Raw genomic sequence first — 13,147 nt, 5'->3', positions numbered from 1 at the left:
TACCGAACAGGTAATTTAGGGTTTTGGGGTGTAAGATGATCATCATCTCATTGTTAATGTATGTAAGTAATGCAAAATGGCTTGTACAAATGTTGAAATTAGTAATTTTTATTTTAAATAAATTAGCTAATTGGGAAATTGATAAAGAAAGAACATCTAATCGATTAATTTCTTTCATAATTTATAGTGCAAATAAGTTTTTTAGGAAAAAGGGGTTATGTTAAATGTCTTTTGAACGCAGATGTGAATGTGATGAATGTAATAGAAATTGAAGAAAAAGAGGCTGTGAGGAAGTAAGTGAATTAGGAAATTTTAAAGGACGAAGAAGATTAAATGATTTACGGGAAGGCGATAAAATTAGAGTTTTTTCAGGTGGAGATCAGATTGATGGAATACGAGTCTTTATTCGCATAGAGAATAGATTTCTTATTTGGGTGCCTACTGCGAACCTTAATATGATAAGATTAGATTAGATGTTATTAGTATTAGACGAGTAGTTTAATAGAATTTTTAATAAATATTAGGAAAAGATAAGAGGGAGAAGATTCTTATCTTATTTTGTTTTTAGGGATTATTATATTATGTATGTTAAATGAATTGTTTAAATACTTAAAAAGAAGGGATTTATATAAGATAAATCCCTGCAATAAAATAATAGAAAGGTAGAATACATTATATGTGCAGATTTTCAATTAGGTTTGTACATTTTTAATAAATTTATTTGTTTTATGTAAAAGGTGCCAAGAAATACTTTGTAGTTTTATTTCTTGGCGTGGGTATTTATTTGGGTCATTTGGATGCCGACCTTACCATAGTATATGTCCGATATATGGAATGGTTTGTTATTTATGTTCAGTTAAGTAAAATTTAAAAAAGAAAAACACCTATTTTTTAATAGGTGTTTTTCTTGCAAATTGGCTTATAAATTAAGGGAAAGATTTTTCCTTTAATTAAAATTAATTAATCTTCTCCATTATCATGTTTATGTTCGTCACATTCTTTACAATGTCTGCGACGTTTACAACAGAAACGATCACAATCAGGTGAATTTATAGAGATTACGTTAATTTTGTTAATTGCAATACGTGCTAATCCTGGAAAACAATCGAAGTCAGATAAAATAATTACGTTGTTTCCTTGAAAACCTTGGAATGTTGCACTTGTAGGTGGTTGACAATCATATTGAAGAACAATACAAGTACCAGGAGTTAATGTTCTTAAGAATTGTAATAACTCTGGATTATTATTCACCTGTCTATTGTTTTCGTCTTTTCGGTGATGATCTCTATGATGATCTCTTCGATCATCACATCTATTGAAATCATAACCTCCCCCAAAACCAAAACCCATCAAAATTACCCCCTTTCGTTCGTTAGTACATCTTATGCTCGTCTAGAAAGGATGGTGTGAGTATAGGAGTCTAGTTAAGTGTGGATTTTTTATGTAAATATGAAATGGTGTAATAAAATTATTTTTGGTTCTGGTGTAAAAAATCTATAAAACTTGGACATACGGATATTATTACTCTAAAAAGGTGTATGCTTGGTATGAAATAAATTGAAGCTAATGATTGTAATATCTTATCTTGGCTAATAGAAGAAGTGTAGCATAAATTCGAGTAGAGATTTCATTTTACACAACAAAGCAGCCAGCTTAAATGGCTAACTACTTGTTGTACAAAAGAAAATTAGGCCCTACAAGTTAGGTTGTATAACTTTAAAGTTACAGTTATAGTATAAACCGTATTGGAAATGTTATTCGGAAGGAAATATAATAATGATAATTTCATTTTGTAGAGATTATTTACGCATAAAAAAAGCGCTTATATAGCGCGCTTAAAGTGAACTTTCAGATCATGCCTGCCCATAGGTGATCTAGATGCATGTGTAGCATACAGTAGCATATGTAAATTTGAATTGAATTGTGTGCGAATTAATTAACGATACAGGGGTAGAGAAAAGTGTTTATGAACAGTGGGAAAGAGTATAAATTTAACATACATCCTAAATAATTAAGTTGGTTCGTATCAATGATGTAATGATCAAGCCTACTAATATTTCTTAACTAGAATTTATATCAACTCATACATCACCAATCAAATTTAATTTTATATCTTGTTCGTATAAAAAAGTGTCCATAACAGAATCTTATTCCTTGTTATGTTAAAACTACACAATTAACGTATTAAAAACCTTTTTAGGCATAACAAGAATTGATGATCATACAATGATATAGAAAGGTCTATCCGACATATAGATTACCTCTGGCACTCTGAAAAGACACCTAATTAAGGTGTCTTTTTACTTTTTATCTTTCGTATATATTAAAGTATAGGATGAGCTTAAACGCTCCTATTCCATTTATTCAGTTAAAAATCTAATCGTATTAAGAGCATCTATTACCCTGGATGTTCTCTTTTTATTGAACAAAATCGTTTTTTTAAGTGAATAAAAAAGAGCACACATATAAGTGTGCATCTAGACTAAAAGGGTTGAACGTATGGAGTGGAGTGCCCCATACAATAATATATGCCTGTCTGATTTAAAGGTGACAAGTTGTTTATAAAAACGCTATTTGGTATGAAAATGTAAGAGCACTCCGGAGAGTGCCCTTCTGTAACGACTATTCACTCTAAAAAGAGAGGATAGAATATATCATATGTAGTTATGTTTGTTTAATTGTGTGTCTTTTGTAAAAAAACATTTTATACATCAAAAAAAGCGCTTATATAGCGCTTTTTGAAAAGTAGGTTTCAGATCACACTCCCACATGTGACCTAAATATATGTGCACAAGTAGTATATGTGAATTTGAATTGAATTGTGCAAATAAATTAACAAGACAGGAGTGGATTGAAATAAGCCTTGTTTAAATATATGGGAACTAATTAAAAAACAAGCTAGTTCGTATCAATGATTAAGCCTACTAATAATTTTTTCATCAGAATTTATATCAACGTATACATCACCAATAAAAATTTAATATCTTTTCATATAAAAAAGTGTCCATAACAGGTTTTTAATCTTTGTTTTAGGTAGTTTTCTTTTGTTGTCCTGTCATTTTTATGACCTACTGCAGCTACTATTATATGAGGTGATAGTCCCTTGTAGTCGTATAAGTACTGTACATAAAAATGTCTAAAGAAGAGGGGAGTAATTCGTATGTTCTCCGTAAAGGATAACTTTGTATCCTTAATGATTTTAGAAATATATTGTGATAAGTAATTTTCTCTATAAGTAGTATGATTCTTTGTTTGAAATATAGTCTTTCTATTTGTATTTCCAATGTTCACAGGTAATCGTCTCCGGATTTGAAACGCAACAATACGATTAAAAATTTCCTTATTAATAGAAACAATTCGTTTATTATCACTCTTTGTATGGGCCACCTCGACCACACGTACCCCTGTAGTAGTAAGGACCGACAATAATCCAATATGACTCACCAAGAAATATAAAGATTTCAGAAGAGGGGGGTTTTTGATATTTAGATGTAAGACAATCACTTATTGAATTGCCTATGGATATGCAAATGGAGTGGGTTGGGAGCCTCTTACTATACTTAATTGAAGGGAAATTAGTGAAACGTTTTAATAATAGCGTCTATTTAGATAGCAGCAGTGTGACAAAACCAGTTAAGATCTTCAGTAAAGAATATCAAGTACTTGATAAAATAGTCGAAGAAACAAACAGCACTATTGAGGAATTTATTGTGACCGTTATTCGTGATAAAATCATTAACTATCAAAATACACAATAAACGTATTTAAAAGCTATTTTTAAGCATAACGGGAATCGATAATCATACAATGATACAGAAAGGCTTTTCACATGGTATCTATCTCTTATACCTGAAAAGACACCTAATTAAGGTGTCTTTTTATTTTTCACCTTTCAAGGAGAACAAGCATATATTAGAGTATAGGACGAGCTTGACCGCTTTTCCTCCATTCTAAGTTTTGGTTAGAACTCCTTATACATTAAGAGCATCTATTGTCCTGGATGCTCTCTTTTTATTGAATAAAATGTGCGTTTAATGTTCTGTAAACGGGGACATAGAGTTAGTAATAACAATTGAAATTGATAAAATTTTTTAAAATAGCATTATTTCACATCACTCATTTTTTCGTGAATTTTCTAAAATTTTTAATGATAATACTTAAGATATGACGAATATAGTTGAGGTTCGATTGGAGTTCTAACAAAACATCCGAATTTGATTAATTAGTACAGCTATCAGTCAAATAACAAATGCTTGTACTAGTTTAGTAATGATAAATAAGATTGGGGAAAATGTATTAAATTAAGATTCTACATAGAAATAACACGTATACATTCACATCGAAATAGGTTGTCTCATAATATGTTAAGACTGTTCTATTAAGATATTATAAGGGCGTGAGCATATGAAAGACGTAAATGTGAAAATTGATCTTCTAAAATCCGAACAAAAAGAGATCATACGTGATATTCGTAATTTAGAAACTCGAATAATAATTAACGAGAAAGACATTTCTACAATTAATAAGCAATTAGAAAAAATAAGCATAAATACCTCTTGGATTTTACGGATAATTATCAGTACGATAATTATGGCCGTTTTAGGTTTGATACTAAGAGGGATAATTTAAAATTCCCAAAAGTACTTTTTGAAGAGAGACAAGTGTCTCTCTATTTATTGTGAGGAGACGCATATTGGAAAAAGATAAAACAATAATTTGAATCATATTTCTCAAAAGTAAATAAGTAACCCAAACTATAGAAACTACATAGTCCTTATAAATACCACTATTCATGAGTTTATTTAGCAATTTTTTTACCTGTCGTTCCATCTTTAAGTCCCATACTCATAAAAATAAAAATCCTTCCATGAAAAAATCTATATTTACCATTATCCTTCCTAATTCAAGAGTAATTATCTTTCATACTTCGTAGACATAACAGTCTATATTATATGAAAAGTCATTATCCCAACTAATAAGCAATACTATTAAGAAGAAAATATAATGGAGGTGAAGTCATGGGGGGGTTAACGCTACAGGTGCAGATATTGCACTTTTAGCAAGATTACTGAGAGCAGAAGCTGAATGGTCTCAGGGTATGTTGCTAGTCGGAAATGTAGGAATTAACCGAGTAAGAGCCATTGTTCCGATTTTAAAAATCTTCGTACCATTAGACAAATGATTTTCCAAGAACATGCATTTGAAGCTGTTACACCCATGGTTATTTCTATCAAAGAGCAAGAGAAAGTGAAAAACGCTTAGCTTGTCGAGTAATCAATGGAGAGAGGTATTGGCCTGGAAAATTTAGTTTATGGTATTTTAGGCCACCAGGTGATTGTCCTCAACAATGGTATAATCAACCTTTTGTCGGACGTTATAAAAACATTGTTTTTTCAACCAACAGCCGCAACCTGTGAACAGGTTTATAACACATTTTAAAAAATGATAAAAACAATCTGTACAAAAGTATATAGTAGCAAATATGTTGGTTTACGCTAACTGTAATTCATCATCCACTTACCATTGGATATCGCCTTGCGCACGCTTGAGTAAGGTGAATTCTTTCGGGAAATACGGTTAGAAATAATTTAAAGAAATCTAGATAAAACAAAAAAACACAGATAAATTTCTATCCATGAATATATATTATAACGGCTCTAGATTATGCCATAGTTATGTAAGAGAATCGATGCCTAGGGCTAAAAGATTAAATGAAATGATTATGATGGTTAATCAAATGAAAAAATTTACTGTGGAAGGATTAGCACATGAATTGGTTGTTTCAAAACGAAGCATTTTCAATTAGGTTTGCACATTTAGAAAGTTAAATATATATAGGTAACTTTATGGATTGGTGGTATAGGATCTTCTAATCCTTAATTATATAGTATAAAAAACTTGGTAATTAACTTGTACACTTTTAATAAGTTTATTTGTTTTATGTAAAAGGTGCCAAGAAATACTTTGTAGTTTTATTTCTTGGCGTGGGTATTTATTTGGGTCATTTGGATGCCGACCTTACCATAGTATATGTCCGATATATGGAATGGTTTGTTATTTACGTTCAGTTCAGTAAATTTAGGAAAGAAAAAACACCTATTTTTGTAATAGGTGTTTTTTCTGCAAATTGGCTTATAAAATTAAAGGAAAGGTATTTCTATTCATTCATTTTTAATAATCATCTCTATGATCATGCTCATCATGTTCTTTACAATGCTTACGCTTGCAACAGAAACGATTACAATCAGGTGAATTTATAGAGATGACATTAATTTTATTAATTGCAATACGTGCCAATCCTGGGAAACAATCGAAGTCAGATAAAATGATTACGTTGTTTCCTTGAAAACCTTGGAATGTTGCACTTGTAGGTGGTTGGCAATCATATTGAAGAACAATACAAGTACCAGGAGTTAATGTTCTTAAGAATTGTAATAACTCTGGATTATTATTCACCTGTCTATTGTTTTCGTCTTTTCGGTGATGATCTCTCCGATCATCACATCTATTAAAATCACAACCTCCACCAAAACCAAAACCCATAAAATTACCCCCTTTCGTTCGTTAGTACATCTTATGCTCGTCTAGAAAAGATGGTGTGAGTATAGGAGTCTAGTTAAGTGTGGATTTTTTATGTAAATATGAAAGTTGTTTAATAATAACATCATTTTTTTCTTAATCTACTTAATATGTTCCAGTTTGATTTGTGGTGTTCGATGAATAAGTATTTTTTTTACCATGGTCACATCTTTTGTTTGTTTATAGAATTAACATCCGAAGGTTTTACGGAGCATATGGGTACCGATGGATTTGTTTCTTTTTCGAGAAGGGCACAACTAGATACTTTGTAGTGCTGGCGATCCCAAATATCGTAAAGAAATTTATATGAAAAGACAATGTCTTTTTTATTATTATAAAACATATATAATGATGAATGGTCGCGTGTCAAAACATATTTTTATGAGTTTCATAAGTGAGGGGGGATAGTGATGGATAGTCCATTGGTTGGTAAGGGAATATGGAACAAAGTTGACAAAGGGGAAATATTAAATGATCAAGATGATTCACGCGAAATAAGAAAAAATAAGAAAAGTGAAGAAGCAAAACCAAAGAAAGAAACGAAAGCAATACGAGCAGAGAAAAAAAGTAAAAAACCAGAGTCAAAAAAAGAAACGAAAGTAATACAAGCAGAGAAAGAAAGTAAAAAACCAGAGTCAAAAAAAGAAACGAAAGTAATACAAGCAGAGAAAGAAAGTAAAGAACCAGAGTTAGAAAAAGAAGCGAAAGCGAATGGATTAGAGGGAGTAGAGGTGAAAATTGAATCAGAAAAAGAAAATAAAACAAATGAATTAGAGAAAAAAAATGAAGAAACAGATTCAAAGAAAAAAAGTATAGATTCAGGATCGAAAATAGAGACTTCAGTACGTTCAATAGAAGTGAAAACTCCATTTTCTATTATTTCGGATGTTACTAGTTTCATAAAATCTCCTAATATTAGTGTGAAAAATCAAGAAGCATTTGTATTTCGTAATGAAAAAGATGCAACAGGTCGTGAACTGGATTCTAAGTTATTAACTACAATGCAACATTATCATGGAGAAATTAATTGTAATTTAGTTTCTTCAACCCTTCATGAGAAGAGAGTACTTTTAGAACTTTCTAATCAAAAAGTAAAAGGAGATATGGAAGAGAGTTGGCTAGGTACATCTTCGTGGATTCCTATCCACGGCATAATATTAGAGAAGGAAGTTGAAGCGGATGTAAATAATTATATAAAGGTGAAACTACCAATAGAAATAGGGAGATATAAAGGTGAAATTAGTTTAATAGAAAAGGTGGTTTTTAAAGAAAAAGTTATAGGAATAAAAGAGGTATCACAGGAAATTATTTTGACAAAAAAAGAATTCTTATTGCCAAAAATAATAAAAAAAGGACATAATCCATCTATAATTGAAAAAGGAGGCTTACGTGTAGAAGGCTATATATTTCAATGTATAGAACTTATATCAGAACAAAGTAAATCTCATGATAAACACTACCAGTTAATGCAAAATATCGTATTGGAGTTGACTATCCAATTATTGCAAGAACAGGAAGTTCGTGTGCAGATTACATAAATGATCATATTTCCATCAATCAGCTGAATTTTTTTCAAGAGTATGTAATAGAAAAAAACAAAAAAAGTGCAAGCAAGTTTGCAAATAAGCTAACTAACATGTATTAGAAGTAGAGGTGAAATAATTATATATTAGAGTGTTAGTACACAACATACAAAAGAATTGAGATCAGTATCAGAGTGAAGTCATATCTTTTAAAACGAACGATATGCTATACTTTTCAAAAGAATCTGCTTTATAGAAGGTATTCACATTCGTTGTTTTATTATATTGATTATTAACTATATATATATTTTGAGGTTATACATAATTGCATTATTTAAGTAGTATGTACTCTCATAATAGTGCCTTTTCCTAATTCTCGAATCCGCCGCCACAACATCTACATCTGATAATAATTAATAAGCTGAAGATAATGATCAGTAAAGAAAAGTCGCTAATAAAACCACCGCAAGAACCACCGTAACTCATAATTTTTCCCCCTTTAATTAGAAGACCTAACAATGGGATAGGTTGTTGTTTTAATGGTTTTATAGTACTGTATGTTTTTATGGAATGAATGGGCAAGTCTGTTTAGAAATAAAGAAAAAACACTCATATAAGAGTGTCTTTTCAGATAGTTTTTTAGCAGAAACAAGCAGCTCCAACTATGATTAATAAAATAAATAATACAACTAATAAAGCAAAGCCACCAGCAAATCCGCCACCATAACTCATAATTTTTCCTCCTTTTGGTAAGAGAATAAAACAGGGGTTCACTCATGTGTCTTAACGGGTTCATTTTACCTTATGGTTTTATAGAGTAATTGAGCAGGTCCCTTTAAAAAAGAATAGACATCTTAAGGTGTCATCCGCAATTTGAATTACTGTATTTGCTAATTAGAAGGAGGAGGAATTCGAGATGCTGCAAAACATGTGCTGTTACTTCAACTATATCCCCCAGCATGTTAAGATATCAACTGTTTCTACAATACACTTATAGTAATAAATATTAGTGAAGACATGGAGTAGAACCAGGGTCGTGATTAAATGCTTATGCAAACAATAAGGGAAGTCCAGGAAGTTAAGAGGATGATTGCAACTAATAATGAAAAGAAATGTTATAAATTTTGGAAGTAATAATCAGTGTCCTGGGCGTTTATGTCGCTAAAGTTACTTAATTTTGAGAGTGTACAGGCTCGAAGCTTAAGTGAAGTTTGGAATAAAAAGCGTAGGACGGATTATGGATATCTATTTATAAAAAAGAGAGGGATCTTTATAAATTTTTCCATGAATTTATTAAATTCTTTATTTGTATTGTTTTGGAGGTATACATTTATTTTAAAAATATTAATATAAATGGAGTAGAGTCAATTATTAAGAGGTAAATGTAAAAAAGCCCCATAATTTAGTGCAGGGACTTTTTTACACTTTATAAATATTTTAGAAGTCTAGACCATCGATACTTTCAATTCTAAAGATTCGAGTTTCAGCATTATTACGAAAGAAAGCTAAATCTCCTTGTACATTAATAAAGTTGGTAGTTGCAACGGAGCGGCCATTTACAATAACATTATCTACTGGGTAATTAGTAGGAAAACTATTTAATAATGTTCTAATACCGTTTTCCAAAAGGATTCACCTCCTAAATGAGTATAATATATTATATTCAATTATACTTATACCGCAATAGACAATATTACCTATTTTTATTTACCAATAAATAGCTTCTATAGATTTAGAATTAATTGAAATTATCTGTTCTTTATTTTTACAAATTAAAATGTAGTTATCTGTATTTATTGAGATGAAATTAGTAACTGCTATTTCTTTTCCATTAAGAATAATTTTATTTATTGGATAATTAATTGGTAATTTTAATAATATATCAAGGAAGTTACTTTGATTTTTTTCATTTACAGGAAAAAAATCTGTTCTATTGGTAATACAGTGACAATCGTTTTTAAAATTACATTGAGTGTTACATTGGGTATCATTTGGAGTTCTTTCAGTTCTCCAAAATAGAATAGATGGTTCGAAAAATTTTGGTCTCATAATACACCTCTTTGAATTTAAATATTAAAAATAGGCATTAGAATTTAATATACATATATTCTTTATTTCAAGAAATCGCCAATAAATATATAAAAATGGTTAGCATTGATTTTAAATATAGTTATTTATATATTTGGAATTATAATATTTCATTGCATTTTTGGAAGGAAAACTTTTTAATTTTGTTTGTTGGGGAGGAAATCTATTCAAAAATTAGAGGGAAGATTTATTCAGTGGGGGTTTTGGTAAAGTTGATTTTTTATTTTCAGCTATGTTTCTAATGGTTTCGAACATGTAATTCTAAATTGTTTTTTGTTTGTAGTGATTGTTGATTCTTTTTTATAGTGTTTTGAATGTATATTTTTATTTTGAAGATATTAGGGAGTTTTATTTAAATTCAATGTTTTAGGTGATTTTAAAATAAACTAATATTTTAAAATTTACATTGGAACTTAAAATTGAAATCAAACATACAATGCCATGAGTATTTACAACATAGTTTTAGCCAGGGCAATAAGAAAAACCACAGCAATTGCTGTGGTTTTTCTTATTGATGAAATGGAAAGTGAATTTCTATTCAAAAGTTTACTTTCGAATTAGAAGAAGGAAGTTTTTGTCTTATCTAATTTTTTTCTCATACTTAAAAATAAAGTGGAAAACATTTTATATAATAATTGATCAATACTTGGTTGTTTTTTGGTAAATCGATCTGATTAGTATTTAATTTTTGGGGTGATATTGTATGTACAAGTGTAACTTGCTCGTTATTTTTATCATGCAAGAAGGGCTCTTTCGTATTTTGTATCCAATACATAAATTGCTTCTTTTTAATTCATCAAAAGTTGTTACTTAAGAAGTAAATTTGCAGCAACAGGCCTATCAATTACATAAATTTGTTTCTAGCTATGAAAATTCTCTAGTGCATTCATTAATTTGGTCTGTCCATAAATTCTTAGCAAGACCCCAACTTATAGAGAGTATAGAAGGCTGGTTAATTTGATCATGGATAGCCTTGTTAATAGCATGAAAAAATCCGTCATCTGTATTTGGTGTAAAATACATAGCAATTCGTACTCCAGGAGCGACAGTCGCTGCTACCTCAATGTCTAACTGTACTTCACTATCTGCTCTCATCTTTGTTTGATTATGCGCTCCATCCACAAGTACATCATCTAGTTCTGGTTGAGAAACTCCTAGCCAATTAAAGTATTGCACCATTTTACTGGTTTTATATCCGCTATCAAATTCAATGATCGTAATGCATTGATTTTTACAATTTTAGGATGGAAAATTATAAAGTTTCGCTAATTCCGGTGGTGTAAATGTTGTTCTTGCAGCTGCACTTATAACTCCATCTTCTTCCAACATACAAATATGTGGAGACACTTGGTGGTAATGGGAATTCTTAAGTTGATGGACATGAGGTGATTTGTATTCTTAACCTGATAGGCATGTTATTAAATGATTTTTGAACCAGAATCAAAAAGACCACCCTAAGGTGATCTTTTTATGTAGGGCGGGAAGACATCGGTCCTCCCTTCGGGTTGCCCCGATGGAAAGGGCGTTTTGTTTCCAAAACTGTTTTTCCTAATTATATAGTATGCAAGAGTTTCAGTTTAGTTCCTAATTATTCAATAAAAAACTAAAAGTTTAATATATAACTTTTGTGTTTTATTTCTGATCAAAGGCAAATATTTCAGTTTCAGCTTCTATTGATGCTACTCCTATAAACAACGCAGAGAAGTGATGTTTATTTAACTTAAGGAAGAAGGGACTCAAATTGAGTAATCCCTTCTTTTTTATTTAAATTCCACATGAAATTTAGTGTCAATGATTCCAAAAGCAACTTTACATGGGAAAGGATTTTTTTCTGCTGAAGCAGCACGCATACAAGAAAGTACCCAATATTCCAATTCTAAAGGCAAGTGCAATACTTGAATACTACCATCGGTGTTTTTTACTGTTACGATCGGTGTATTTGCCCTGGTTGTAGCGAAACCATCCGTTTTTATCATTGCTACTGCATCATTAGTATGAAAACCGGCGCTTAAAACTTCGTATATCTTTTCATCTTCCTCATTGATAATCATAGGTATACTTAAATAGGGATAGTTATTTACATTATTATGAATAACAGTTCTTGCTGTATTCTTTCTTATCTGATTCCCTTGCATTTTATACACTCCTTTATAACGATTCAAACGTGATTACTTAAATCTATTCTATTTTACCTCTGTTATGTTAGAAAATTGTAGTGTCATCTTATTATAAAAAGCATCAGTACATATGACAGCACTAATTAGCAGATCAATATCAATCACAGTCATATAACTAGAGAGGAAATAACCATCTTTATAATATGTAATTAATATTTATTTTTCTTTCCATTCATTTCTTATAAGCATGGTTAGTTCAGTCATATTTCGTCCTATATACATAATTTCATCTCTATAATATGTAGTTTGAATGAAGATTAAAATAACTGGCGGAAATTTAAAAAATATAATTAAGAATAGCTTTTAAATGGGGTGGTTATATTATTAATTGTGGAGGTGAGAAAGATGAACAAAAAACAACAAGGTTACAATAAGGCAACTTCTGACGCTAGCATCCAAAGTACAAATGCTAGCTATGGTACAGAATTCGCAACTGAAACAAATGTACAAGCAGTAAAACAAGCGAATGCAAAAGCAGAAGCACAGAAAGCCCAAGCTTCAGGTGCACAAAGTGCAAATGCTAGCTATGGTACAGAATTTGCAACTGAAACAGATGTGCATGCAGTGAAACAAGCGAATGCACAAGCAGAGGCACAGAAAGCCCAAGCTTCAGGTGCACAAAGTGCAAATGCTAGCTATGGTACAGAATTTGCAACTGAAACAGATGTACATGCAGTGAAACAAGCGAATGCACAAGCAGAGGCACAGAAAGCCCAAGCTTCAGGTGCACAAAGTGCAAATGCTAGCTATGGTACAGAATTTGCAACTGAAACAGATGTA

10 protein-coding genes and 9 pseudogenes are annotated in these 13,147 nt (G+C 30.8%); 9 read left to right on the top strand and 10 right to left on the bottom strand.

What is annotated here, in order from left to right; genetic code table 11:
• Positions 1-35 precede the first annotated feature (35 nt).
• On the top strand, positions 36-224 hold the full coding sequence (locus tag ACTFSL_RS23540; RefSeq protein WP_063538758.1) for a hypothetical protein: 189 nt from the start codon (positions 36-38) through the stop codon (positions 222-224).
• Positions 225-502, top strand: a pseudogene (locus ACTFSL_RS23535) (hypothetical protein). It begins immediately after the preceding gene.
• 458 nt (positions 503-960) lie between these two features.
• Here ACTFSL_RS23535 and ACTFSL_RS23530 read toward each other — a convergent pair.
• Together ACTFSL_RS23530 and ACTFSL_RS23525 are read right to left on the bottom strand one after the other, a co-directional pair.
• On the bottom strand, positions 961-1,350 hold the full coding sequence (locus ACTFSL_RS23530) for a hypothetical protein (protein ID WP_000505646.1): 390 nt from the start codon (positions 1,348-1,350) through the stop codon (positions 961-963).
• A 1,638-nt stretch (positions 1,351-2,988) separates the two neighbouring features.
• Positions 2,989-3,429 (bottom strand): annotated as a pseudogene (locus ACTFSL_RS23525) (tyrosine-type recombinase/integrase); the annotation flags it as partial.
• On the opposite strand from ACTFSL_RS23525, the pseudogene ACTFSL_RS23520 reads away from it, so the two are divergent.
• The 3 genes and pseudogenes from ACTFSL_RS23520 to ACTFSL_RS23510 all read left to right on the top strand — a co-directional run.
• Positions 3,426-3,758 (top strand): annotated as a pseudogene (locus tag ACTFSL_RS23520) (DNA-binding protein); the annotation flags it as partial. The pseudogenes ACTFSL_RS23525 and ACTFSL_RS23520 overlap by 4 nt on opposite strands.
• Positions 3,759-4,404: 646 nt before the next feature.
• Positions 4,405-4,629, top strand: coding sequence for a hypothetical protein (locus ACTFSL_RS23515; RefSeq protein WP_000655911.1), 225 nt, complete (start codon positions 4,405-4,407; stop codon positions 4,627-4,629).
• A gap of 418 nt (positions 4,630-5,047) precedes the next feature.
• Positions 5,048-5,439: pseudogene (locus ACTFSL_RS23510) on the top strand (cell wall hydrolase).
• Between the two features lie 732 nt (positions 5,440-6,171).
• On the opposite strand, the gene ACTFSL_RS23505 reads toward ACTFSL_RS23510, so the two are convergent.
• Together ACTFSL_RS23505 and ACTFSL_RS23500 are read right to left on the bottom strand one after the other, a co-directional pair.
• On the bottom strand, positions 6,172-6,543 hold the full coding sequence (locus ACTFSL_RS23505) for a hypothetical protein (RefSeq protein ID WP_000505643.1): 372 nt from the start codon (positions 6,541-6,543) through the stop codon (positions 6,172-6,174).
• A gap of 137 nt (positions 6,544-6,680) precedes the next feature.
• Positions 6,681-6,812: pseudogene (locus tag ACTFSL_RS23500) on the bottom strand (tyrosine-type recombinase/integrase); the annotation flags it as partial.
• Positions 6,813-6,989: 177 nt separating this feature from the next.
• On the opposite strand from ACTFSL_RS23500, the gene ACTFSL_RS23495 reads away from it, so the two are divergent.
• The gene (locus tag ACTFSL_RS23495) at positions 6,990-8,117 is read left to right on the top strand and encodes a BC_2427 family protein (protein ID WP_088338841.1); all 1,128 of its coding nucleotides are present in this window, start codon (positions 6,990-6,992) and stop codon (positions 8,115-8,117) included.
• 624 nt (positions 8,118-8,741) lie between these two features.
• Here the strand turns inward: ACTFSL_RS23495 and ACTFSL_RS23490 are convergent.
• Entirely contained in the window at positions 8,742-8,834 is a 93-nt protein-coding gene (locus ACTFSL_RS23490; RefSeq protein ID WP_000120178.1) for a YjcZ family sporulation protein, read from the bottom strand.
• A 258-nt stretch (positions 8,835-9,092) separates the two neighbouring features.
• Here ACTFSL_RS23490 and ACTFSL_RS23485 point away from each other — a divergent pair.
• Positions 9,093-9,236: pseudogene (locus tag ACTFSL_RS23485) on the top strand (DUF3967 domain-containing protein); the annotation flags it as partial.
• 303 nt (positions 9,237-9,539) lie between these two features.
• On the opposite strand, the gene ACTFSL_RS23480 reads toward ACTFSL_RS23485, so the two are convergent.
• From ACTFSL_RS23480 to ACTFSL_RS23460, 5 genes and pseudogenes are all read right to left on the bottom strand, one after another.
• Positions 9,540-9,728: a hypothetical protein gene (locus ACTFSL_RS23480; protein WP_000427351.1), complete on the bottom strand. Its 189-nt coding sequence runs from the start codon at positions 9,726-9,728 to the stop codon at positions 9,540-9,542.
• Positions 9,729-9,809: 81 nt separating this feature from the next.
• A complete protein-coding gene (locus tag ACTFSL_RS23475) occupies positions 9,810-10,151 on the bottom strand; it encodes a hypothetical protein (protein WP_088338843.1) in 342 nt (113 codons plus the stop codon).
• Between the two features lie 903 nt (positions 10,152-11,054).
• On the bottom strand, positions 11,055-11,369 hold the full coding sequence (locus tag ACTFSL_RS23470) for a hypothetical protein (RefSeq protein WP_088338849.1): 315 nt from the start codon (positions 11,367-11,369) through the stop codon (positions 11,055-11,057).
• A gap of 581 nt (positions 11,370-11,950) precedes the next feature.
• A complete protein-coding gene (locus ACTFSL_RS23465; protein WP_063538741.1) occupies positions 11,951-12,325 on the bottom strand; it encodes a hypothetical protein in 375 nt (124 codons plus the stop codon).
• 48 nt (positions 12,326-12,373) lie between these two features.
• Positions 12,374-12,523 (bottom strand): annotated as a pseudogene (locus ACTFSL_RS23460) (YolD-like family protein); the annotation flags it as partial.
• A gap of 174 nt (positions 12,524-12,697) precedes the next feature.
• Between ACTFSL_RS23460 and ACTFSL_RS23455 the strand changes: the two are divergent.
• Positions 12,698-12,985 (top strand): annotated as a pseudogene (locus tag ACTFSL_RS23455) (gamma-type small acid-soluble spore protein); the annotation flags it as partial.
• 9 nt (positions 12,986-12,994) lie between these two features.
• Positions 12,995-13,147 (top strand): annotated as a pseudogene (locus ACTFSL_RS23450) (gamma-type small acid-soluble spore protein); the annotation flags it as partial.

The organism is Bacillus cereus group sp. MYBK108-1, assembly GCF_051917185.1.
Lineage (GTDB): Bacteria > Bacillota > Bacilli > Bacillales > Bacillaceae_G > Bacillus_A > Bacillus_A cereus.
This window is presented reverse-complemented; position numbering and strand designations above follow the sequence as displayed.